The organism is Rhizobium sp. rho-13.1 (genome assembly GCF_007000305.1).
Lineage (GTDB): Bacteria > Pseudomonadota > Alphaproteobacteria > Rhizobiales > Rhizobiaceae > Rhizobium > Rhizobium rhododendri.
Map to the genome: position 1 here is coordinate 533,356 of NZ_SCFL01000001.1, position 22,024 is coordinate 555,379.

Annotated in this window: 20 protein-coding genes and 1 riboswitch; of the genes, 6 read left to right on the plus strand and 14 right to left on the minus strand. The window is 61.3% G+C overall.

The features are described 5' to 3' along the window. Positions 1 to 68: 68 nt before the first annotated feature. The 4 genes from EQW76_RS02810 to EQW76_RS02825 all read right to left on the minus strand — a co-directional run bounded on the left by EQW76_RS02810 (position 69) and on the right by EQW76_RS02825 (position 4,294). Positions 69 to 1,160 (minus strand): ABC transporter ATP-binding protein, encoded by a 1,092-nt coding sequence (locus tag EQW76_RS02810; protein ID WP_142822897.1) that lies wholly within the window; start codon positions 1,158 to 1,160, stop codon positions 69 to 71. Between the two features lie 2 nt (positions 1,161 to 1,162). Then, the gene (locus EQW76_RS02815) at positions 1,163 to 2,101 is read right to left on the minus strand and encodes a carbohydrate ABC transporter permease (RefSeq protein WP_142822899.1); all 939 of its coding nucleotides are present in this window, start codon (positions 2,099 to 2,101) and stop codon (positions 1,163 to 1,165) included. Then, the gene (locus tag EQW76_RS02820) at positions 2,094 to 2,990 is read right to left on the minus strand and encodes a sugar ABC transporter permease (protein ID WP_142822901.1); all 897 of its coding nucleotides are present in this window, start codon (positions 2,988 to 2,990) and stop codon (positions 2,094 to 2,096) included. The genes EQW76_RS02815 and EQW76_RS02820 overlap by 8 nt, the downstream gene beginning before the upstream one ends. 65 nt (positions 2,991 to 3,055) lie before the next feature. Further along, a complete protein-coding gene (locus EQW76_RS02825) occupies positions 3,056 to 4,294 on the minus strand; it encodes an ABC transporter substrate-binding protein (RefSeq protein WP_142822903.1) in 1,239 nt (412 codons plus the stop codon). Positions 4,295 to 4,739: 445 nt separating this feature from the next. Between EQW76_RS02825 and EQW76_RS02830 the strand changes: the two genes are divergently transcribed. Continuing rightward, positions 4,740 to 5,780, plus strand: a complete 1,041-nt coding sequence (locus tag EQW76_RS02830; RefSeq protein WP_142822905.1) for a LacI family transcriptional regulator — start codon at positions 4,740 to 4,742, stop codon at positions 5,778 to 5,780. Positions 5,781 to 5,872: 92 nt separating this feature from the next. Here EQW76_RS02830 and gndA read toward each other — a convergent pair whose 3' ends face one another. Further along, positions 5,873 to 7,300 (minus strand): NADP-dependent phosphogluconate dehydrogenase, encoded by a 1,428-nt coding sequence (gene gndA / locus EQW76_RS02835; protein WP_142822906.1) that lies wholly within the window; start codon positions 7,298 to 7,300, stop codon positions 5,873 to 5,875. A gap of 205 nt (positions 7,301 to 7,505) precedes the next feature. On the opposite strand from gndA, the gene EQW76_RS02840 reads away from it, so the two are divergent. Next, complete coding sequence (locus EQW76_RS02840) at positions 7,506 to 7,913, plus strand: SRPBCC family protein (protein WP_142822908.1); 408 nt, start codon at positions 7,506 to 7,508, stop codon at positions 7,911 to 7,913. On the opposite strand, the gene EQW76_RS02845 is transcribed toward EQW76_RS02840, so the two are convergent. Genes EQW76_RS02845 through EQW76_RS02860 form a run of 4 tightly spaced genes read right to left on the minus strand, consistent with a single transcriptional unit; the run spans position 7,910 to position 11,957 of the window. Then, positions 7,910 to 8,521, minus strand: coding sequence for an ABC-type transport auxiliary lipoprotein family protein (locus tag EQW76_RS02845; protein WP_142822909.1), 612 nt, complete (start codon positions 8,519 to 8,521; stop codon positions 7,910 to 7,912). The genes EQW76_RS02840 and EQW76_RS02845 overlap by 4 nt on opposite strands. Before the next feature lie 32 nt (positions 8,522 to 8,553). Further along, on the minus strand, positions 8,554 to 9,924 hold the full coding sequence (locus tag EQW76_RS02850; protein WP_142822911.1) for an MlaD family protein: 1,371 nt from the start codon (positions 9,922 to 9,924) through the stop codon (positions 8,554 to 8,556). Between the two features lie 4 nt (positions 9,925 to 9,928). After that, positions 9,929 to 10,750 (minus strand): ATP-binding cassette domain-containing protein, encoded by an 822-nt coding sequence (locus tag EQW76_RS02855; protein WP_142822913.1) that lies wholly within the window; start codon positions 10,748 to 10,750, stop codon positions 9,929 to 9,931. A gap of 46 nt (positions 10,751 to 10,796) precedes the next feature. Next, positions 10,797 to 11,957: an ABC transporter permease gene (locus EQW76_RS02860; protein ID WP_111221833.1), complete on the minus strand. Its 1,161-nt coding sequence runs from the start codon at positions 11,955 to 11,957 to the stop codon at positions 10,797 to 10,799. Between the two features lie 109 nt (positions 11,958 to 12,066). On the opposite strand from EQW76_RS02860, the gene dgcA reads away from it, so the two are divergent. Next, positions 12,067 to 13,050 (plus strand): N-acetyl-D-Glu racemase DgcA, encoded by a 984-nt coding sequence (gene dgcA, locus EQW76_RS02865; RefSeq protein WP_142822914.1) that lies wholly within the window; start codon positions 12,067 to 12,069, stop codon positions 13,048 to 13,050. Here dgcA and EQW76_RS02870 read toward each other — a convergent pair. Together EQW76_RS02870 and EQW76_RS02875 are read right to left on the minus strand one after the other, a co-directional pair. Next, positions 13,002 to 14,225, minus strand: coding sequence for an MFS transporter (locus EQW76_RS02870; RefSeq protein WP_142822916.1), 1,224 nt, complete (start codon positions 14,223 to 14,225; stop codon positions 13,002 to 13,004). The genes dgcA and EQW76_RS02870 overlap by 49 nt on opposite strands. Positions 14,226 to 14,335: 110 nt before the next feature. Then, positions 14,336 to 15,202, minus strand: a complete 867-nt coding sequence (locus EQW76_RS02875; RefSeq protein ID WP_142822918.1) for a UDP-2,3-diacylglucosamine diphosphatase — start codon at positions 15,200 to 15,202, stop codon at positions 14,336 to 14,338. A 235-nt stretch (positions 15,203 to 15,437) separates the two neighbouring features. Here EQW76_RS02875 and EQW76_RS02880 point away from each other — a divergent pair, with 235 nt between their 5' ends. After that, positions 15,438 to 17,750, plus strand: a complete 2,313-nt coding sequence (locus EQW76_RS02880) for an NADP-dependent malic enzyme (RefSeq protein ID WP_142822920.1) — start codon at positions 15,438 to 15,440, stop codon at positions 17,748 to 17,750. A gap of 216 nt (positions 17,751 to 17,966) precedes the next feature. Next, positions 17,967 to 19,061, plus strand: coding sequence for a DUF2865 domain-containing protein (locus tag EQW76_RS02885; RefSeq protein WP_142822922.1), 1,095 nt, complete (start codon positions 17,967 to 17,969; stop codon positions 19,059 to 19,061). A gap of 3 nt (positions 19,062 to 19,064) precedes the next feature. Here the strand turns inward: EQW76_RS02885 and bluB are convergent, their stop codons facing one another. Further along, on the minus strand, positions 19,065 to 19,754 hold the full coding sequence (bluB, locus tag EQW76_RS02890) for a 5,6-dimethylbenzimidazole synthase (RefSeq protein ID WP_142822924.1): 690 nt from the start codon (positions 19,752 to 19,754) through the stop codon (positions 19,065 to 19,067). 43 nt (positions 19,755 to 19,797) lie between these two features. After that, positions 19,798 to 19,998, minus strand: a riboswitch (cobalamin riboswitch). A gap of 38 nt (positions 19,999 to 20,036) precedes the next feature. After that, the gene (locus tag EQW76_RS02895; protein WP_142822926.1) at positions 20,037 to 20,867 is read right to left on the minus strand and encodes a TolB family protein; all 831 of its coding nucleotides are present in this window, start codon (positions 20,865 to 20,867) and stop codon (positions 20,037 to 20,039) included. Positions 20,868 to 21,054: 187 nt separating this feature from the next. Here EQW76_RS02895 and EQW76_RS02900 point away from each other — a divergent pair, with 187 nt between their 5' ends. Then, positions 21,055 to 21,585, plus strand: a complete 531-nt coding sequence (locus EQW76_RS02900) for a DUF1003 domain-containing protein (RefSeq protein WP_142822927.1) — start codon at positions 21,055 to 21,057, stop codon at positions 21,583 to 21,585. 31 nt (positions 21,586 to 21,616) lie between these two features. Here the strand turns inward: EQW76_RS02900 and EQW76_RS02905 are convergent, their stop codons facing one another. Further along, a complete protein-coding gene (locus tag EQW76_RS02905) occupies positions 21,617 to 22,012 on the minus strand; it encodes a GFA family protein (protein ID WP_142822929.1) in 396 nt (131 codons plus the stop codon). Positions 22,013 to 22,024: the final 12 nt, after the last annotated feature.

Here is a 22,024-nt window from a genome sequence, read left to right on the forward strand (position 1 = left end):
AGTCCTCGGCCAGCTGGGCATGCCTCAGCGGCGCTGAAGCGCCGACGGAGACCCGCAACCCCTCGCCCCTAGATCCGCAATTCTGTCGCAGCATCGAAGACCGAGGCCACGGACATATCGAAAATCAGCTTGATCGCCGCACCCGGCTTGAAGCGTCGCGCGCCGTTGATGCGCACCGACATGATGTGGCCGGCATGCTTGATCCACAAAAGATTATCGGCCCCCATCGGCTCTTCGATATCGACGACCGCATCGTGGACTTCAGCACCGGGACCGGCGGCCTCGTTGACCCCGATATGCTCCGGACGCAGCCCGAGCACGACCTTGCGACCCGCCACAAGCGGCTCGGAAGCCGCATAGCCGTCGAGCGTGAAGTCCACGCCGTTGGTCGTGAAGGCCACCTTGCCGTCCCGCTCGACCAGCTCGCCACGCAGGAAGTTCATCGACGGCGAGCCGATGAAGCCGGCGACGAACAGGTTGCGCGGCGCATTGTAGATCGTGGTGGGATCGTCGAGTTGCTGGATGACGCCGTTCTTCATGATGGCGATGCGGTCGGCAAGCGTCAGAGCCTCGATCTGGTCGTGGGTGACGTAGATCATGGTGTTCTTCAGCGCATGGTGCAGGCGCTTGATTTCGACGCGCAGTTCGGAGCGCAGCTTTGCATCGAGATTGGACAGCGGTTCGTCGAACAGGAAGACATCGACGTCGCGCACCAGCGCCCGGCCGATGGCAACGCGCTGCCGCTGGCCGCCCGAGAGTTCGGCCGGCTTGCGCTTCAGCAGCGGCTGGATCTGCAGGATCTCGGCAGCCCTTGCGATGCGCTTTTCGATCTCCGCCTTCGGCAGACGCGCCACGCGGAGGCCGAAGGACAGGTTCTTTTCGACCGTCATCTGCGGATAGAGAGCGTAGGACTGGAACACCATGCCGATGCCGCGGTCCTTTGGCTCTTCCCAGGTGACGTTCTTGTCCTTGATGAAGATCTGGCCGTCGGAGATGTCCAGCAACCCGGCAATGCAATTCAAAAGCGTCGACTTGCCGCAGCCGGACGAGCCGAGAAGCACCAGGAACTCGCCGTCCGCGATTTCGAGGTTGAGGTTCTGCAGGACATTGACCGCGCCGAAATTGAGCGACAGATCGCGAATGGAAACACTGGATGTCATGATCAACCCTTTACTGCGCCGGCGGCAATGCCCCGGACGAAAAGCCGTCCCGAGACGAAATAGACGATCAGCGGAACGAGGCCGGTGAGGATCGTCGCGGCCATATTGACGTTGTATTCCTTCACGCCCTGAACGGAATTGACGATATTGTTCAACTGCACCGTCATCGGATAGAGATCGGGCGTCGTGTAGACGACCCCGAACAGGAAGTCGTTCCAGATACCGGTGACCTGCAGGATCATCGCGACGACGAAGATCGGCAGCGACATCGGCACCATGATCTTGAAGTAGATGCCCCAGAAGCCTGCGCCATCGACGCGGGCCGCCTTGAACAGTTCCTGCGGCAAGGATGTGAAGTAGTTGCGGAACAGCAGCGTCAGGATCGGCATGCCGAAGACAGAATGCACCAGCACCAGTCCCGTCAGCGAGCCGTAAAGCCCGATCGAGCGAAGCATGATGACGATCGGGTAGAGCATGACCTGATAAGGCACGAAGGCGCCGAAGATCAGGATCGTGAAGAACAGCTGCGCTCCCTTGAAGCGCCAGTTGGCGAGCGCGTAGCCGTTGACCGAGGCGATTGCGATCGAAATCAGCACCGACGGCAGGGTGATCCTGACAGAGTTCCAGAACCCGCGGCTCAGTCCGTCGCAATTCAGACCGGTGCAGGCGGAGGACCAGGCCTTCACCCAGGGCTCGAACGTAATCTCCATCGGCGGAGAGAAGATGTTGCCCATCCGGATCTCGGGCATACCCTTAAGCGACGTGACGATCATCACGTAGAGCGGCAGGAGATAGTAGGCCGCAACGACGAAGAGCGTGCCGTAGAGCATGATGTTGCGGGGCGAAACGATCCGCCGGGGCTTGGCACCGCTCGGGCCGGAAAGCGTACGCGGTGCCGCCATGCCGGGGGCTAGTTGATTGACTGCGAGCACGTCAGGCATTCTTCCGGCCTCCGCCAAATTCGAGGTAGGCCCATGGGACGACGACGATCACCACCGAGATCAACATCATCGTCGAGGCCGCGAAACCCTGACCGAGATTTTGCGCCAGGAACATGAGGTCGTAGACGTATTTGGCGGGAACTTCCGAAGCGATCCCGGGCCCGCCACCCGTCTGCGCGACAACCAGGTCGTAAAGTTTGACGATGCCGCTGGTGATGATCACCAGCGTGGTGATGAAGACCGGACGCATCATCGGGATGATGATCAGCAGGTAGGTTTTCCACATCGGGATGCCGTCCACCCGGGCAGCCTTCCAGATATCCTCGTCGATACCGCGCAGGCCGGCGAGCATCAGGCACATGACGAGCCCGGTGCCTTGCCAGAGACCGGCGATCAGCACACCGTAGATGACAATTCTCTGGTCATAGAGCGGATCGAAGGTGAAGGTCGAAAAACCCAGGCTGCGCACGATGTGCTGGATGCCGAATTCCGGGTTGAGGATCCACTGCCAGACAAGCCCCGTGACGATGAAGGACATCGCGAACGGGTAGAGGAAGATCGTTCGAAACGTGTTTTCGAACCGGATCTTCTGGTCCATCAGGGCCGCCAGCAGGAAGCCGATCAGCAGGCTGAAGATCAGCGACAATATTCCGTAGATCGCCAGGTTCTCGATGGAGATCAGCCAGCGCTGCGTCCCCCACAGCCGGCGGTACTGGTCCAGCCCGACGAAATTGAGCCGGGGCAAAAGCTTCGAGTTGGTGAACGAATAAACGACGGTCCAGATCGTTCCGCCGGTGAAGACGCAGAGCGCCGTCAGGATCATCGGGATGGAAGCGACCTTGGCGTTGAGATTTTTGAAAAGCTGCCTCGGGCGAGCATTCTGGGGCATGGGGGCCTCGCGGTCCTGTCTCGGAAAGAGTGGCCGGCCCTGCGGGGGCCGGCACCAAAGCGAGCTTATTCGGCGCTGCCGATGATTTCGGCATAGCTCTTTTGCGCATCTTCGGGCTTGATGCTGGCGTCATTGAAGAACTGCGTCATCAGGTTGTTGAGCTGCGTCGTCGTGTCCGGAGTAATCAGTTCGTCCGTGCTTTTGACGACATTGCCCTTCTTCAGGACAGCCAGCCCCTTCTTCATGCAGTCATTGGCAGCCGTCAGGTCGACGTCGCCACGAACTGGCATGGAACCCTTCTTGAGATTGAAGGCGAGTTGGCCTGCAGGCGACATCATCACAGAGGCGAGCACTTCCTGCGCCTTGGACTGGTCGACGTTGGCAAGCTTGGGGAAGTAGATCGAATCCCCGCCCGTGCTGATGTACGGATCGGCGGCACCGAGATCGACGAGGCATGTATAGTCCTTGCCGGCGACCTGGTTGGCGACCTGGAACTCGCCCTGCGCCCAGTCGCCCATCGACTGCGCCCCGGCCTTACCGGTGATCACGAGGTTGGTTGCCTGGTTCCAGTCCTGCACGTTGGAACCCTTGGCCAGCTTGCGGGCGTCGTCCGCAGCCTTGAAGATCTTGGCCATCTCCGGACCGGCCGCTGCCTTTGCGTCCTTCTTCTCATAGACATTGAGATAGAGGTCCTTGCCGCCGAGTGCGAGAAGCAGGTTGTTGAACAGTCCGGTGACCTGCCAGGACTGCTGACCCAGCGCCAGCGGAAGAATGCCGGCCTTTTGCAGCGCCGGACCGGCCGCGACGAATTCATCCCAGTTCTTCGGAACAGCAACGCCAGCCTTTTCGAAAGCTGCGTTCGACAGCCACAGCCACTGCCAGGCATGGATGTTGACCGGTACGCAATAGATCTTGCCATCGACGGTGCATCCGTCGAGAAGCGATGGCGGGTTGATGACTGATTTCCAGTTTTCCTTCATCGCGACATCGTTGAGATCGCGCATCAAGCCGGCCTGGACGAGCTCTTCTGCCTGCCGACCATGGTTGAACTGCGTGGCCCCCATCGGCTTGCCGCCGGTAATGCGCGAGACCATGATTGGCCGGGCTGTATCACCGGAACCGGCAATGGCACCGTCCACCCAATGGTTGCCTGTCGCATCGAATGCTTTCGCAAACTCCTTGACCGCCGCAGCCTCCCCGCCGGACGTCCACCAATGCGTCACTTCAAGATCTGTGGCCTTCGCCGAAACGGCCGAAAGCGCCACGGAAGCCAGCATGGCGACCGTCAAAAAACGCATATTCATGAGTTCTCCTCCCTCACTGAAACGTTACAGTAAAAACGTAGAGCAATCGTTTTGAGGGCGCAACTACCTGGGTGCAATTTTCTCAGAAAAAAGCCCATCCTTCCCATTGTGAGCATCTACCAAGCAAAAATGAGTGTTGCGCTCAGCAAAAAGGCAAATCGGCTCCAGGCCGAAAATTATTATCAATACATTGATTTAATGTATTTTTCTGAGCTATTCGACCCCTTCATTTCGGTGGTTATTTCGCGGTCGCACAAATTTGCGGCATTGCAGCGGAGATAGGAGAGATGGAGAGCTCCCCTGAAGAAAGGCAAAATATGGGCTCGACAACGCAGCTGTATCGTTACAGATTTAGGGCTTCAGATCGCCACCGGCCCATCCGTTGACGCTTGCGGTCCAAGCGCCATCATATTAAGGCGTCCCATCAGGAACGGCGTTGGACAGCATGGACAATCAAGAAAATTCAGAAGGAGACCGGCGCCCAGCCGCAATCCGCGAACGGCCGACCCTGAAAACCATCGCCTTCATGACGGGCCTCGGCATCACGACCGTTTCGAGAGCGTTGAAGGACGCCTCGGATATTGGTGCGGAAACGAAGGAACGGGTCAAAATGGTCGCCCGCCAGCTCGGCTATCAGCCGAACCGCGCGGGTGTGCGCCTGCGCACCGGCAAGACCAACGTCATCGCCCTGGTGCTCAGCATTGACGAGGAAATTCTCGGTTTCACCAGCCAGATGGTATTCGGCATCTCCGAGGTCCTATCCGGAACGCAGTATCACCTCGTGGTGACACCCTATTCCCACGACCGCGATCCGATGATTCCCGTCCGCTACATTCTCGATACGGGGTCGGCCGACGGCGTCATCATTTCGCGCACGGAGCCGGACGATCCGCGCGTCCGGTTGCTGGCCGAGCGCAACCTGCCCTTCGTCACCCATGGCCGCACAGACATGGGCATCGTCCACCCGTTCCATGATTTCGACAACGAGGCGTTCGCCGAGGAAGCGGTCAGGGCGCTCACCGCCAAGGGCCGCCGCCGCATTGCCCTGCTGCCTCCGCCGGCGCGGCTGTCCTATTACACCCACACGCGCAACGGCTTCCAGAGCGGCTTGCTCCGCTATGGTGCCGAGGAAGTCCCGCTGAAGATCACCATCGATGCGCCGCTGGAAGACATCCGCAACGCTGTCGAGCAGCTGATGCGCTCCCCGAATGCGCCGGACGGTATCGTCTCCACAGCCGGCGGAGGTGCCATTGCCGTCAATGCGGGCATCGAGGCAGCCGGCCTGCGGCTCGGACACGATATCGATATGGTCGCCAAGCAGTCGAGCCATATCCTGAACTGGATCAGGCCCGAGATCGTCACGATCTACGAGGACGTGCGTCACGCCGGCCGCGAACTGGCACGCTCGCTCATCCGCAGCATCGACGGCACCGGGCCGGCCGAGCTGCAAAGCATCAGCGCCCCCGTCTGGCCGGACGCCTCGTAGACGACGTCGCGACTTCAGCCGAACCCAACGAGAAGAGCCCGCCGAAACGCTTGGCGGGCTCTCTCATTTTTTCCATGGCAGAGTGGCTGAAATCAGCCTTGCGCGCCGCTGCCCCAGGGGCCGTGGTGGATATCCTTGCCATCGACCCGGTCGAACCCGTGTGCGCCGAAGAAATCGCGCTGGGCCTGGATCAGGTTGGCGGTACCCCGCGCCTGGCGATAGGCGTCGAAATAACCGAGTGCCGAGGCGAGTGCTGGAACCGGCAGACCGGCAGTCACGGCGGCGGAGACGATGCGGCGCAGCGATGGCAGCGATTCCTTGACCATGTCGGAGAAGGCCGGCGTCACTACCAGGTTGGCGGCATCCGGCGCCTTGGTGAAGGCGCTGGTGATTTCATCGAGGAACTGCGAGCGAATGATGCAGCCGGCGCGCCAGATCTTGGCGATGACCGGCATCGGCAGCGACCAGTCGAACTGGCGCGATGCCTCGGCCATGACGGCGAAGCCCTGCGCATAGGCGCCGATCTTTGCCGCGAACAAGGCCATTTCCAGATCGTTCAGCAGGTCGGCGCCAAATGTCATCGGAAATTCGTTTGTCGGTGCGCCGAAGATCTTTTCGGCAGCCTCGCGCTGCTCTTTCATCGACGACAGGCTGCGGGCAGCCACGGCTGCCTCGATGGCGGTTGCCGGGATGCCCATGTTCTGCGCTTCGATCACCGACCACTTGCCGGTGCCCTTCTGGCCGGCCTTGTCGAGGATGATGTCGGGCATGGCAGTCCCGGTGGTCGGATCTTTTGCGGCAAGCACCTTCTCGGTGATCTCGATGAGGTAGGAGTTCAGACGACCCTTGTTCCAGTCGCCGAAAATCTTGCTGATCTCGTCCGCGCTCTTGCCGAGACCGTCGCGCAGGATCCCGTAGATCTCGGCGATCATCTGCATGTCGGCATATTCGATGCCGTTATGGACCGTCTTGACGAAATGGCCAGCACCGTCTGTGCCGAGCCAGGCGCAGCAGTCCTCGCCGTTGTATTTGGCCGAAATCGAGGTCAGCACCTTTTCGACGCGCTTGTAGCTCTCCTCGGTGCCGCCGACCATGATCGACGGGCCGTGCCGGGCCCCCTCCTCGCCGCCGGAAACGCCCATGCCGATAAAGGTCAGCTCGGTGTCCTTGAGGCGGTCGAAGCGGGCCATGGTGTCGCGGAAATTGGCGTTGCCGGCATCGATCATGATGTCGCCCTTGGACAGATGCGGCTGCAGCGCCGCCATCTGCTGGTCGACGGGCTCGCCGGCCTTGATCATGATGATGATCGGCCGTGGCGGCCGGATGGCCTCGACGAACTCCTCGATCGTCCGGCACGGGATGATCTGCTTCTTGAGGTCTCCCGCACTCTCGTAGAACTCGTCGGTGACCGAAGCTGTACGGTTGAACACCGCGATGCGGTTGCCTTTTTCGGCAATGTTCAGTGCGAGGTTTGACCCCATGACCGCGAGGCCGATGAGACCGATTTCTGCCTTTTCCACGACAACTCTCCCTTGTTGAAACTTGGACGGACTTTGTCGCACCACCATCGGCCATGGGCAAGCCTTGCCATGTTCAAAACGGATCGATTGACAGAACCAGGCAGGATTACCGTAGGATCGGGCAAGGTGTTTTGCGGCTGCAGATTGCGGCACTTCGCCTGGATCGCGGAACCGTATAGGAACAACAGGACGACGGGAGGAAAAGATGTCCACAATGACGGCAGAGATTGTCCACATCACCATCCGTCGTGACTGGCGGGAGGTCTACGACTTCGCCTCGAAACCGGAAAACATGCCACTCTGGGCATCCGGCCTGGCGACCGCCTTCGTGCCCGACGGTGCCGACTGGATCGCAGCCGGAGCGCTTGGTACCGTGCGGATCGCCTTTGCGCCGCCAAACGACTTCGGCGTCATCGACCATACCGTCACCGAGCCTTCCGGCCGGCAATTCTACAATGCGTTGAGGGTCGTACGAAACGGCGACGGATGCGAGATGATGTTCACCCTGCTGCGCGTCGAAGGCATGACGGATGCGCAGTTCGAAGCCGATGCTAATCACGTCGCCAGGGATCTGGCGACGCTGAAGGGGCTGATGGAGAGCGAGGCTCTCTAGATGCTTTTCAGCGTCCAGTCGACGATCTGTGCCGAGACGGATGCGAAGGCCCTGTCTAGCGACTTCACATAGGCGTCGTTGGTCGTGCCGGTCGTTGGCACGGCGACGCGGAAGACGTCTTGCTTGCGCACGGTGCCGGTCTTGTCGTTGAGGATCTTGGCCGAGATCTCGACGACTGCCGCCTGCTTGGTGGTATCGATCTCGAACGCCCGGATATCGGTCACGACCTGATAGTCGATTGCCAGACCCTGGCCGGGAACGCCGACGCCGCCGACCTTGCCGGAATTCTCGAAGGCTTCGACCAGCTTCGACTGCACCATGCGGCTGAGCTTGTCGCTCCACTGCGCCTTGGCGAGATACTGCAACTCGGAGCCGCTGACCCTGACGACGATCTGGTTGCTGTCGATAGCGCTGAGCGCCGTCGGTGCCGGTACCAGGATCTGCTTGCCATGGGCTGCCGGACCCTTGCCGCTGACATTGGCAGCCAGATCGAACGTATCGTTCTTGGCACCGCCGCCGCAGGCTGTCAGCAGCGCTGCAAGCACTGGCAAAGCCACGACGGACCTGCGTGCCGTCAACCAACCCTGAACCGAACCAAATTCCAACATGCTGCGCCTACCCCTTGAAACCTTGCCGCCGGTCAATGCCGTGTCCGCCCGTTATACTGCTTGACGGTGTCGCCACCGAACAGCAGGCGCTGCGGGTTCTTGTCGAAATTGCTGATCGTGTCGTTCAGATTCTGTACCGTCCGCCTTGTATCGTTGACCAGCGTTTGCACGTCGTTCAGGCCACCGGCCGAGAAGCGCTGCAGGTTGTCGGCGATCGGTCCGATACGCGAGTTGATGCTGTCGGCAACCTTCTTGAACGATTCCAGCGTGTCACGTGCTTCCGTAAAGAGCGACTGGGTGTTGTCGGTTCCCAGCAACGCATCGACTTTGATCAGAATTCCATCGACGCGGGTCGAAGCAGAGTTCAGCTTGTTGGCCATCTGCGACACATCCTGGATCGTCTGGCTGATCTCGGCCTGCTTGGCCGACACGCTGGCGGTGATATCGCGGATCGAGGCGACGGCAACGCGGGCATCCTTGGTCGCCTGCGAGATATCGTCTACCGAGCCCTTGATCTTCGAAGGATCGATCGAGGCCACCAGCTGGTCGACCTTGTCGAGCGTCAGCTGAGCCTTCTTGCCGAATTCGTTGTAGGTATCCGACGTTTCCTTGATGCTGGTGATCGTTGCCTTCAGGTTGCTGGATGCATCGGCGACGTTCGCTGTCAGCTTGTCGACGTTTTTCACGACGTCGTTGATGCTCTGGGCGTCGACCGCACGAACCAGCTTCTCGACGGCATCGAGCGTCGAATTGACCTTGCCGGAGACGCTGCTGAAGGTCTTGGCGAGTTCACCGGCACTGGCGAGAAACTGATCGATATTGCCGGCATTGTCCGCAAGCGCCTTGGAGAAGGTATTGGCGTTCTTGACGGTATCGGTGAGCGGCCCACGGGCATCCTTCACGAAGCCCTGGAAATCGCCAATAGTGTCGTTGGCGCGGTCCATGATCTTGTCGGCGGTCGCCAGCAGATTGGTAACGCTCGATTGGTCGGCGAGCAGAACGGCCCGCTTGCCGGTATCGAGCGAGCGCTTGAGGATGTTCTCGTCGCCGGTGCGACCACCGGAGAGTTCGATATAGGCAGCACCCGTCAGGCCCTGGATTTCGAGAACGGCCTTGGTCGTCTCATAGACCGGCGCATCTGCCCGCACTTCGGTGAAGGCCAGCGAATAGCGCGGATCGTCGGCGTCGATCGAAAGCGTCTTGACGCTGCCAACCTGAATGCCGTTGAAGCGCACCGGCGAGCCGACGCTCAGGCCGTTGGCAGATCCCGGGATACGCACGATCAGCTCGGTCATCGTACCGCCACGGCCGTATTCGGCCATCCAGTAGACGAAGCCGAATGCGGCGGCGATGACCAGGACGGTGAAAATTCCGACGATCGTGTAGTTTGCTCTGGTTTCCATGATCTCAGTTCTTCTCGCGGCTCTGGTTGCCGGGTTCTGCAGTCTCTTCGTGGCGGACGACGGTACGAGCCCGTTTGCCGCGGAAATAGGATTTCACCCAAGGTTCGTCGCAGGCAAGCATGTCGTCAACCGTTCCCTCGATCAGCACACGCTTTTGTCCGAGCACGGCAATGCGGTCGCAGACGGAAAACAGGCTGTCGAGGTCGTGGGTGACCATGTAGACCGTAAGGCCGAGTGTATCGCGCAGCTTGGCGATCAGTTCGTCGAATTGGGCAGCGCCGATAGGGTCGAGGCCGGAGGTCGGCTCGTCGAGGAACACCAGATCCGGATCGAGCGCCAGCGCCCGTGCCAGCGCCGCGCGCTTGATCATGCCGCCCGATAGTTCCGATGGATATTTGTCGGCGGCATCCGAGGCGAGACCGGCGAGCCGGATCTTCATATGCGCAAGTTCGTCCATCATCGAAACCGGCAGGTCGAGATATTCGCGCATTGGCACCTGGATGTTTTCCTTCACCGTCAGTGAGGAAAACAGCGCACCTTGCTGGAAAAGCACGCCGAGACGCATGTCGAGCTTGTTGCGGTTCGATTCGTCGAGCGAATCGTAGTCTGTACCGAGAATTTTTATCGTCCCGGCGCTGCGCGGCAGAAGCCGCAGCACGGTGCGCATAAGTACCGACTTGCCGGCACCGGAGGGACCGACGAAGCCGAGGATTTCGCCGCGATAGATATCGAGATCGAGCTTGTCGAGCACGATTTTCGGGCCGAAGTTCACCGTGACGCCACGCGCCGACAGCACGACGTCGCGGCCATCCGCGGCGCGTTCCATCTGTGTGTCATCCCGGTCTGGCTGAGGCGCGTCCAAATGCTGGTCCTTAAAAATCGATTGCGGCGTAGAAGATGGCAAACACACCGTCCATCATGATGACGACGAAGATCGACTTCACCACGGAAGATGTCACGTGCTGACCCAGAGACTCGGCGCTGCCGCCGACTTTCAGGCCTTCGACTGCGGCGACGATACCGATCACCAGCGCCATGAAAGGCGCCTTGATCATACCCGATATCACGGTCGATACGCTGATTGCCTCGTGCAGACGGGCAATGAAGGTCGCAAAAGTGATGCCCGAATAGGTGTAGGTGACGGTCGCGGCACCCAGAAGCGATGCGAAGTTGGCCAAGACCGTCAGCAGCGGCAGGGCGATGGTCAGCGCCACAAGCCGCGGAAAAATCAGGACTCCGATCGGGTTCAGGCCCATGACCTTCAGCGCGTCGACTTCTTCGCGCATCTTCATCGAGCCGATTTCGGCCGTGATCGCGCTGCCCGAACGGCCGGCGATCATGATGGCGGTCAGCAGCACGCCGATTTCGCGCAGCTGCAGGATGCCGACCAGATCGACCACGAAAACTTCGGCGCCGAAATAGCGAAGCTGGAAGGCGCTCTGCTGGGCGATGATGGCGCCGATCAGATAGGACATCACCAGGATGATCGGCACGGCGCGAACGCCCATGTGATCGAGCTGGTTGACGATGGATGCCGGAGAAACACCGCTGCCGCGCCCGAGCTTCAGCTGCGCCCCGCGCACGGCCGAGCCGAGAATATACATGGCGGCCACGAAGAAGCTGCCGAGCTCGGCGACTTTCTCACCCATCGGCGAGAATATCCGGTCGAGCAGCGGCACTTTCGGCTTTTCCTGGGCCGCGATCTCGCTTGCATCCTCGTCGAAAGATTTCAGCAGTTCGTCGATGTGGTCGTTCGATCCTTCGATCGTGACGGTCGCATCGTGCGATTCCTGGCTGAGCTTCAGCCTGCGGATCAGCAGCACGCCCGCAGTGTCGACATCGGACAGGCCGGTCAGGTCGATGACAACATCACCGCCGCTCGTGCGCTTGGAAAGGTCGTCTATTCGTCGCAGCACGCCGTGGATGCTGGCGCTGCGCCAATTGCCTGCTAGCCGGTAACGATGACCGGAACCATCGGCCTCATCGTCGATCGTCGGCGCATCCGGTATGTTTTCAGCTACGCTCAAACTCATGCGTCTTTCAGATTGGCGGCATCATGCCGACTCAGCGATGTATCGCATCCCGCTCATTACGCGACTATACAGAAACGATCTACAGTCTCGTGCCGCAGAAAGAGCAGATATGTCACGCCTTCTCAATGTCCAAATGAATTCCTGGCCGATCGCCGGCACATTCACAATTTCGCGTGGCAGTAAGATCACAGCGGAGGTCGTCACATGCAACATTAGCGAGAGCGAATGGCAGGGAAGTGGCGAATGCGTGCCGTATCGGCGCTACGGCGAGACAATCGAAAGTGTCATTTCGGAGATCGAGTCGGTCCGGACTGCCGTCGAATCAGGCATGACTCGCGAAGAGTTGGCGGTCGCCATGAAGCCCGGCGCTGCCCGAAACGCCGTCGACTGCGCGCTCTGGGATCTCGAGGCAAAGCGCTCCGGTATATCGGTGGCGCGGACCATCGGCCTCTCGACGATGGAGCCTCGCACGACCGCCTTTACGATTTCGCTGGGCGAGCCCGAGGTCATGGCGGCAGCAGCCGGCGCACAGGCGCACCGCGCCCTGCTGAAAGTCAAGATCGGCACCTCCGATGACGAAAGCCGTATCCGCGCGGTACGCATTGCAGCGCCGCAATCGGCTATCATCCTCGATGCGAATGAAGGATGGACGGAAGACAATCTTGCCCGCCACCTAGAGATCTCCGCCGAAGCAGGGATTGCCCTGGTCGAGCAGCCCCTGCCCGCCGGCAACGACAGGCTGCTGGCAACTATCAGAAGGCCCGTCCCCGTCTGCGCCGACGAAAGCGTCCATCACACCGGCGATCTCGAAAGCCTGCGCGACCGCTACGACGCCATCAACATCAAACTCGACAAGACAGGCGGGCTGACGGAGGCCCTCCGCATGAAGGCAGAGGGCGAACGGCTCGGCTTCCGGATCATGATCGGCTGCATGGTCGGCACATCGCTGGCGATGGCACCGGCGCTGATGCTGGCCCAGGACGCGGCCTTCGTCGATCTCGACGGACCGCTGCTGCTTTCCCGCGACCGCGAACCCGGATTGCGCTACGAGGGCTCGCTGGTCTTTCCACCGCTCTCGGAATTGTGGGGCTGAAGGCGGGAGGCGACGACGATCATGGTGAGCCCGGCAGCCGCGATCAGCGCCATCAGGTAGAAACCCGACGTGCCGAGCCAGCCGTAGACATAGCCGGAGGCGATAGTCGCGATGCCGAGACACATGCCATTATAGAAAAAGTAGACGCCCTGCGCGGACGCCTCCTGCGTTTCCTGCACCGTCGCCACGATGCGGCGCTGCACGCCGATGTGGACGCAGGCATAGGTGAAGGCGTGAAAGCACTGCAGCACGAAGTGGCCTGCAAAGCCGAGGTCCATCGGAAAGACGATCCACCGGCAGACGCACATCGCCGCGCCGAAGCGCATCAGGGTCCAGGCACTGAACCGGCGTCCCAGCCGTTTCGAGAGGAAGAAGATCGTCACCTCGGCCGCCACCCCGGCGCTCCAGAGTATCCCCACCTGCGTGCCTGAAAAACCGATCTGGTGCCAGTAGATCGAGGCGAATGTGTAGAACAGCGCATGGCTTGCCTGCTGGACCGAAACGCCGATCATGGTCAGCAGCAGGCGCGGATTCCTGAGCGCATTGCCGATGGGCGGCGCCTTGATGTCGAGCGGCAGGCCGCGACGCCGCGTTGGCCCGATGCGGGGACAATAGAGCGCCATGACAGTCGTCAGGATGAAGCCGATGACCATTAGCGGCAAAACCATCCTGCCGCCGAACGCGCCGATCACCTGCCCGCCGATCAGTGTCGAGACAATGAAGGCGATCGATCCCCACACCCTGGTCGAACCGTAATCGATGCCCCAGCGGCGGACTCCCGAGATGGTAATCGACTCGACCACCGGCAGGTAAGGCGCATAGGTGGCGCCCTGCAGCGCATAGACCAACAGGACGGTCGCGAAGTCGTCGGTCCAGAACAGCGCGATCGCGGTCAACAGCGACAGGCCTCCGGACCAGAGAAGCACCGTCGCCCGTTCCCGCATCCTGTCGGCAAACAGCGCCACGACCGGCGCGACCAGCACCCGCACGACCATCGGCAAGGCGAGAATGATACCGATCTGCTGGTCGTTGAACTTCAGTGTCGCGAGGAAAACCGGAAAGAACGGCAGGGCGATGCCGTTGACGATCAGCGGGGCACAATAGGACAGGGCGCTGCGCAGCCGGAAATAGGCAGGAGCCTCCCTGCCCGTCGAAGTCATCGTTGCGGGAATCATGACAATGCCTGATTTGGAAACGCTGATTCCCTACCACGCATTCGCGATCGCGCCTACGGCGGCGCCTTCAGATCGGCGGGAAATTCAAAGAGATGGAGGGCGTTGTCCGCTCACTCGGCAGCGGTCATCCCGGACGCCGCCTTTGCTTCGGCCATCATCAGCGCAAGGTCCATGGCCGGGCGCGACGGCAGACGATCCTGGCGGCTCTCGGCAACGGCTGTAGCAGGCTTGGCGTCGAGGATCTGGCGCCAGGTGATCAGTTCGAAGCTTCCATCCTCATGCTCGGCAATCGCCGTACAGCTTTCAACCCAGTCGCCGGTGTTGATGTAGCGCAGGCCATCGATGTCCTCGATGACGGCATGGTGGATATGGCCACAAATGACCCCGTCGGCATGATTGCGCTTGGCCTCTTCGGCCACCACGCGCTGGAACTCGCCGATGAAGTTGACCGCATGCTTGACCTGCTGCTTGGCCCAGGCTGAGAACGACCAGTAAGGCATGCCGAGCCGGCGCCGAATGCTGGCGAGCGCGATGTTCAGCACGATGGCGACGTCGTAGGCCCAGTCGCCGAGATAAGCGAGCAGCCGGGCGTTGCGGACCACCACATCGAATTCGTCGCCGTGCAGCACGAGATAGGTCTTGCCGTCGGCGGTGGTGTGGATCGCCCGTTCGGCGACCTCGATACCGCCGAAATGGTTACCCGGGAAATCGCGCAGGAATTCGTCGTGATTGCCGGGGATGTAGACGATGCGCGTGCCCTTGCGCGCCTTGCGCAGGATCTTCTGAACGACATCGTTGCAATCCTGCGGCCAGTACCAGCTGCGCTTCAGCCGCCAGCCGTCGATGATGTCGCCGACGAGGTACAGGGTATCGGCTTCGTGATAGCGCAGGAAGTCGAGAAGATAGTCAGCCTTGGCAGCCTTCGATCCCAGATGAACGTCGGAAATGAACAGGGTTCGGAAGTGTCGAGTGTCCATCAATGTCTCCACGAACGTAATGCCCGTGCCCCAATCTTCGCTGTGCCCGGAATAATCAGACTCGTGTTTCAGGAAGATGACATCATATCCAATTCGAGCGCGAAGATGGCGTAGCTTACCCCGCCGCGCATCGGCAAAATCTTGCCGCCATGCCACAATTCCGTACTGTGCACCCCCGAGGATTGTTGTATGCAGTGACGTGAAATCGTTAGACGAATGGTAATGGAGAAGCGTGATGGACCCGCAGGATGCATCGAAGGCACAGAAGAACATGACCAGCGGTGACCTCGACGAACAGGCGCTTTTCTTCCATCGCTATCCTCGTCCGGGCAAGCTGGAGATACAGGCGACGAAGCCGCTCGGCAACCAGCGCGACCTAGCGCTCGCCTATTCGCCGGGCGTCGCCGCTCCCTGTCTCGCCATCCGCGACAACCCTGAAATGGCTGCCGAATATACCTCGCGCGCCAATCTCGTGGCCGTCATATCCAACGGCACGGCCGTGCTTGGCCTCGGCAATATCGGTCCGCTGGCCTCAAAGCCGGTGATGGAAGGCAAGGCCGTCCTGTTCAAGAAGTTCGCCGGCATCGATGTCTTCGACATCGAGATCGAGGCACCGACCGTCGACGAGATGGTCTCGACGATCTCGGCACTGGAGCCGACCTTCGGCGGCATCAATCTCGAGGACATCAAGGCGCCCGAATGCTTCGACGTCGAGCGCCGGCTGCGCGAGATGATGAAGATCCCGGTCTTCCACGACGACCAGCACGGCACTGCGATCATCGTCGCCGCCGCCATACTGAACGGCCTGGAGCTGGCCGGCAAGACGATCGAGAACGTCAAGATCGTCGCATCCGGTGCAGGCGCTGCCGCACTCGCCTGTCTCAACCTTTTGGTCATTCTGGGCGCCAAGCGCGAAAACATCTGGGTCCACGATATCGAGGGCCTGGTCTACACCGACCGCAACGTGCTGATGGACGAGTGGAAGTCGGTCTATGCCCAGCCGAGCGACAAGCGGACGCTGGCCGAATCGATCGGCGGCGCCGATGTGTTCCTCGGCCTGTCGGCCGCCGGCGTGCTGAAGCCGGAACTGCTGGTACAGATGGCCGAAAAGCCGCTGATCATGGCGCTTGCCAATCCCAACCCCGAAATCATGCCGGAACTCGCCCGCGCCGCCCGGCCCGACGCGATGATCTGCACCGGGCGCTCGGATTTCCCGAACCAGGTCAACAACGTCCTCTGCTTCCCCTACATCTTCCGCGGCGCGCTGGATTGCGGCGCGACGACGATCAACGAGGAAATGAAGATGGCGGCAGTGCGCGCCATCGCAGCCCTTGCCCGCGAGGCACCGTCGGATGTTGCCGCCCGCGCCTATACCGGCGAGACCCCGATCTTCGGCCCGGAATACCTGATCCCTTCGCCCTTCGATCCCCGCCTGATCCTGCGCATCGCCCCGGCCGTCGCCAAGGCTGCGGAAGAGAGCGGTGTGGCGCTTCGCCCGATCACCGATTTCGATGCCTATCTCGACACGCTCAACCGCTTCGTCTTCCGCTCCGGCTTCGTCATGAAGCCGATCTTTGCAGCTGCCAAGCTCGCTCAGCCGAAGCGCGTCGTGTTTTCCGAAGGCGAAGACGAACGCGTGCTGCGCGCCGCACAGGTGCTGCTCGAGGAAAACACGGCCGTGCCGATCCTCATCGGCCGCCCCAGCGTCATCGAGACCCGCCTGAAGCGCTATGGCCTCAAAATCCGCCCGCATACCGACTTCGAAGTCATCAACCCGGAAGACGATCCGCGCTTCCGCGATTACGCCGACCTCTATTTCTCGCTGGTCGGCCGCAGCGGCGTCATCCCGGAGGCAGCCCGTACCATCGTGCGCACCAACACCACCGTCATCGGCGCACTGGCGCTGAAGCGTGGCGACGCCGATGCACTGATCTGCGGCCTCGAAGGCCGCTACGAGCGGCACCTACGCGTTGTCCGCCAGATTATCGGCAAGCGTAACAATGTCCGCGACTTCTCTGCCATGAGCCTGCTCATCTCGCAGCGCGGCAACACGTTCTATACCGACACCTACGTTAACTTTAATCCGACGGCCGAAGAGATTGCCGAATCGACAGTGCTGGCAGCGGAGGAAATCCGCCGCTTCGGGATCACGCCACGCGCCGCCCTTGTCTCGCATTCGAACTTCGGCTCGCGCGAATCGGAGAGCGCCACGAAGATGCGCAATGCCCTGCGGCTCATCCGGCTTGCAGCCCCCGATCTAGAGGTCGATGGCGAAATGCACGGCGACAGCGCGATTTCCGAGCATTTGCGCCGCCGCGTCATGCCGGATAGCACGCTGACCGACGAAGCCAACCTGCTGGTGTTCCCGAACCTCGATGCGGCCAACATCACGCTTGGCGTTGTCAAGGAGATGATTGACGGGCTGCATGTCGGCCCGATCCTGCTCGGAACGGCCCTGCCGGCCCATATCCTGTCGCCCTCGGTCACCTCCCGTGGCGTCGTCAACATGGCAGCCGTGGCCGTGGTCGAGGCATCGCAGCCCGGCTGATACTGACGGGACCGCCGGGCATCATCCCGGCGGTCGACCACCTGCTGCCGAGCGCAGGGCTGGCGCAAGTCAGTCGGCGCCATATATCTTGCGCGTGACAATGGATGAATTTTCGCCTTCGCCCGAGCTGAGGCGGAAACCATCCGAACGGAGCAGGCCAAAAGCGTGATAGTGGGCTGGAAACATTCATTTTGGGCGCTTGCCGCATCCTTGGCGATGGCAGCGCCACTGGCTGCCCAGACGAACGCAATCTGCGACGACCTGCGCGGCCAGATGGCCAATCTCAGCGAAACTGTCGGCACCAACCGCCAGCTCCGGCAATACCGCACCGCCATCGCCCAGCAGATATCCGAGTTGCGCCAAGTCGAGAACGACCTTGAGGAAAACGAGTGCTCGTCCGGCAGCATGGTGATCATAAACGGTGACGACGGCGGCACCTGCGCGCGGATCGAGGATACCCTGCAGCGCATGCAGCAGAACCTGCAGGATCTCGTCGCCAAGCGCGACCAGATCCAGCGCGGCGACGTTTCGGAAGGACCCACCCGCAACCAGCTTTCCGCAGCGCTGCGCGCCAACGGCTGCGAAGATCAGGATAGCGGCGATACCATCATCACCAACCGCCCGCCCCCGCAGGCAGGCATCGAGCCCAGCTACCCCGCAACCCCGGGGGCAACCACGCTGGACAGCAGTGGCGGCCCCTCCGGCAGCGAACCCGCACCGCAATCGCCGGTCCAGAGCTACGCCTTCGGTCAATCCTATGGCGGCGGAAATGTCCGCACGGTCTGTGTGCGCACCTGCGATGGCGGCTTCTTCCCGATGACCCAGAATGCAGCGCCCGGCGATTTCCAGCGGGATGGCGAAACCTGCGCGAGGATGTGCCCGGGCGTGAAGACCGAGTTGTTCTTCCACCGTCTGCCGGATCAGGAAACATCGGCGATGGTCTCCGCCTCGTCGGGCACCCCCTACAGCGCCATGCCCTACGCCTTCGCCTTCCGCAAACGGCCGCCGAATGAAAAGACCAGCTGCACCTGCAATCTGCCGGCCTATTACGAGGAAATGCGAAGGCAGAACGCGCTGACCAAGCCGCCAACCGCAGGCACGCAGCAAGGCTCGATTACGACGATCATCCCAAAAGCGTCGCCACCGGCCGTGCCGACGGCACCCGCAAAGGGCGATGCGCCGCCGGTGGAACGGCCCTACGATCCGTCCGCCGGCAATGTCCGTCAGGTCGGCCCGGCGTTCCTACAGCCCGACCAGCGCAAGCTAGACCTCACCCGTCCGGCCGTACCCGGCGAGCAGCCCCAGCAATAGGCCTCAGCCCTGCGGCTGGCCCCAGCCATTCTCGAACACTAGATCCTCCAGCGGCAATCGCTGCCGCCAGCCTTTGACGGCGAGTTCCGGTTCGCCATAGAGCTCGTCTACGAATCCCAGGCAGAGCCAGGCAATGATCTCGATCCGCTCCGGGATACCAAGCAACGCCCGGATATCGGCGTCGTGAAAAATGCTGACCCAGCCGACCCCGACACCCTCCGCTCGCGCCGCAAGCCAGAGGTTCTGCACGGCGCAGACCGTCGAATAGGCATCCATGCGCGGATTGTGGGTGCGGCCGAGCACGACGGGCCCGGCACGATCCGGATCGCAGGTGATGCAGATGCTGAGTGGCGCCTTGCGGATGCCCTCGAGCTTCAGCGACCGGTAACTCTCCCGACGGGCGCCCTCGAACTGCAACGCAGCCTCGCCATTGGCGCGCTCGAAGGCTTCGAAGGCCTTCTCACGGATGGCGGGGTCGCGCACGAGAATGAAATTCCAGGGCTGCATGAAGCCGACAGAAGGCGCGTGATGGGCAGCGCCCAGCAGCCTTGCGATCAGGTCGTCCGGCAGCGGTTGCGGCAGGAACTGGTCCCGCACGTCACGCCGCGTTTCGATCGCGTGGTAGATGGCGTCGCGCTCGGCGACGGAAAAAGCGTGTGCGCGGACGAGATCGTCCCTGCAATCAGGTCGCATCGTTTATATCCCCAACAATGCCAACCGCCCGCCGTCCTCGCGGGATCAGTCTATCTTATCAGGCCGGTCTTCTGGCTCGGCTTCATCTGGCGATGCTGCCTTCCCGGTCGAAACCAGTGGCATATCGGATAACTGACCGTTCCCTGTGCATCGCCATCCGCCTTACAGCGTTGGGCACGCGCCGGATTTGCACCGGCTTCCCGATTCTCCCGCCTGGGCGGGCACCTGATGAAGGAGATATGCGCGATCCGGCTGGCGATGGCAAGCGGATCGCAGGCGAGCTCAGCGCTCCGGTTCATACCTGACAAAGGCGAACTCCTCGCCATCGGGTGACCAACTCGGTACGTTGATTGTCCCCTGGCCCCCGAACAGCTCGAACAACGTCGTTATGTTGCCGCCATCCATGTCCATCAGCCGCAGGCGGACGTCGAGATCGCGCGGATGATCGAAGACGTCGCCGTCGTAGGAGAGCAGCACCACCTTGTCGCTCTTCGGCGACGGATGGGGAAACCAGTTGCCGAACTCGTCGTCGGTCACCTGCTGCAGGTCGCGACCGTCAGGCCGGATACGCCAGATCTGCATACGGCCGGTCCGGCTGGAGTTGAAATAGATCCACGCACCATCGGCCGACCAGTCCGGCCCGTCGTTGCGACCCTCGCCATGGGTCAACCGCGTCTCCTCGCCGCCCTCGACCGATATCGTGTAGATGTCGAAGAGATCGCCGCGAATGCCGCAGTAGCTGACATGCTTTCCGTCCGGCGACCAGCCGTGCCAGTAGGATGGGAGGTTTGTGGTCACCTGCCTGGGGAGACCGCCTTCCGCAGGCACGAGATAGATGCAGGACTTGCCGTACTGGACCTTGTCGCAGAGCGCGATCAGCGTACCGTCGGGCGAGATGCCATGGTCGTTGTTGCAACGGCTGGCAAAGCCTGTGTCGACGCGCTCGACAGTGGCGAGCCCGTCGAGCGACAGGCGGTAGAGAAGCCCGTCATCGTTGACGAGCAGGTAGCGTCCGTCTGGCGCAAAGTTCGGCGCCTCGACGAGACGATCGGTCTGCCAGACGACCCGGCTCCGACCTGTTGCAATGTTGAAGATTTCGACCGAACTGCGCATGTCTCACCCATCCTCGAAGCCGCCGCCTAAAAGCAAACGGCGACCGGGGAGGTTTTAACGGCTCGCCCACCCGACATCAACTGGCTCGACTGGACGCGATTGCGTGAGGCATCGCCATTCCCATGTTTTGCCGTTGCAATTCATCGTGGCAACCGAATACTGCCGCTAACCAGTATCGGAGTCACGCATGCCCAATCTCCCGAACTTCTTTCACACCCACTTCGATAAATCGTCGGACGATCTCGGCGTCATCGAAAAGCGGGTGCTGAAGCGAGCCCGCGAACGCAAGATCATCTCGACGGATGTCAACGCTGCCTTTTCCGCAAATGCCTCCGTCGGGGAACGGCTCGCAGACGGGATCGCCCGCGTCGGCGGATCATGGGCGTTCATCGTCTCCTTCCTGTTGTTCCTGGTCGCCTGGACGGTGCTCAACACCATCCTGCTCTCGTCACGCGCCTTCGATCCCTACCCGTTCATCTTCCTCAACCTGATCCTCTCGATGATCGCAGCCATCCAGGCGCCGATCATCATGATGTCGCAGAACCGCCAGACCGAACGCGACCGCTTCGAGGCTGCCAAGGACTATGAAGTCAACCTCAAGGCCGAACTGGAAGTCCTGTCGCTGCACGAGAAGATCGACCTGCAGGTGTTGACCGAACTGTCCGCCCTCAGGGAGGAAGTGGGCCGCATTACGAGGCTGCTGGAGGCAAAGGCCTAGCGTCGGCGGGACTGCCCCTTGCGGACGATGGCTAGTCGGATTTCGGGAACTGGGGCAGACCGTCGTGGAGGCTATAGAAGCCTGCCTTGTCGGCGCAATAGATGTGATGGCCCATTTTCAGCGCGTTGGGATCATCGAACAGGCCGGCCATGATCGAGATCTGTTCGGCATCGTCGGCGACCCAGAACAGCGCTGAGCCGCAGGTCTTGCAGAACCCGCGGCTGGCAGCGGGACTGGAGCGATACCAGCTGACATTCTCACCGCCCTCGACCGTAAGGTGGTCGGTCGCCACGTTGGTGGCGGCGAAGTAGAGTCCGGTCTGCTTGCGGCATTGCGAGCAGTGACACCCGACCACATCCCTGAGCGGACCTGTCGTCCGTATTTTCACGGCGCCGCAGAGGCAAGATCCGGTATGGTCGTCCTTCATAGCGCCTTCCCG

Coding starts and splice junctions, on each gene's coding strand:
- EQW76_RS02880 (WP_142822920.1), top strand. CDS start 15,438: ATGGACCCGCAGGATGCATCGAAGGCACAGAAGAACATGACCAGCGGT.
- EQW76_RS02855 (WP_142822913.1), bottom strand. CDS start 10,750: ATGGAACGCGCCGCGGATGGCCGCGACGTCGTGCTGTCGGCGCGTGGC.
- EQW76_RS02810 (WP_142822897.1), bottom strand. CDS start 1,160: ATGACATCCAGTGTTTCCATTCGCGATCTGTCGCTCAATTTCGGCGCG.
- EQW76_RS02870 (WP_142822916.1), bottom strand. CDS start 14,225: ATGATTCCCGCAACGATGACTTCGACGGGCAGGGAGGCTCCTGCCTAT.
- EQW76_RS02840 (WP_142822908.1), top strand. CDS start 7,506: ATGTCCACAATGACGGCAGAGATTGTCCACATCACCATCCGTCGTGAC.
- EQW76_RS02845 (WP_142822909.1), bottom strand. CDS start 8,521: ATGTTGGAATTTGGTTCGGTTCAGGGTTGGTTGACGGCACGCAGGTCC.
- EQW76_RS02895 (WP_142822926.1), bottom strand. CDS start 20,867: ATGCGCAGTTCGGTCGAAATCTTCAACATTGCAACAGGTCGGAGCCGG.
- EQW76_RS02905 (WP_142822929.1), bottom strand. CDS start 22,012: ATGAAGGACGACCATACCGGATCTTGCCTCTGCGGCGCCGTGAAAATA.
- EQW76_RS02885 (WP_142822922.1), top strand. CDS start 17,967: ATGGCAGCGCCACTGGCTGCCCAGACGAACGCAATCTGCGACGACCTG.
- EQW76_RS02820 (WP_142822901.1), bottom strand. CDS start 2,990: ATGCCCCAGAATGCTCGCCCGAGGCAGCTTTTCAAAAATCTCAACGCC.
- dgcA (WP_142822914.1), top strand. CDS start 12,067: ATGTCACGCCTTCTCAATGTCCAAATGAATTCCTGGCCGATCGCCGGC.
- EQW76_RS02815 (WP_142822899.1), bottom strand. CDS start 2,101: ATGCCTGACGTGCTCGCAGTCAATCAACTAGCCCCCGGCATGGCGGCA.
- EQW76_RS02860 (WP_111221833.1), bottom strand. CDS start 11,957: ATGAGTTTGAGCGTAGCTGAAAACATACCGGATGCGCCGACGATCGAC.
- bluB (WP_142822924.1), bottom strand. CDS start 19,754: ATGCGACCTGATTGCAGGGACGATCTCGTCCGCGCACACGCTTTTTCC.
- EQW76_RS02830 (WP_142822905.1), top strand. CDS start 4,740: ATGGACAATCAAGAAAATTCAGAAGGAGACCGGCGCCCAGCCGCAATC.
- EQW76_RS02900 (WP_142822927.1), top strand. CDS start 21,055: ATGCCCAATCTCCCGAACTTCTTTCACACCCACTTCGATAAATCGTCG.
- EQW76_RS02875 (WP_142822918.1), bottom strand. CDS start 15,202: ATGGACACTCGACACTTCCGAACCCTGTTCATTTCCGACGTTCATCTG.
- EQW76_RS02850 (WP_142822911.1), bottom strand. CDS start 9,924: ATGGAAACCAGAGCAAACTACACGATCGTCGGAATTTTCACCGTCCTG.
- EQW76_RS02825 (WP_142822903.1), bottom strand. CDS start 4,294: ATGAATATGCGTTTTTTGACGGTCGCCATGCTGGCTTCCGTGGCGCTT.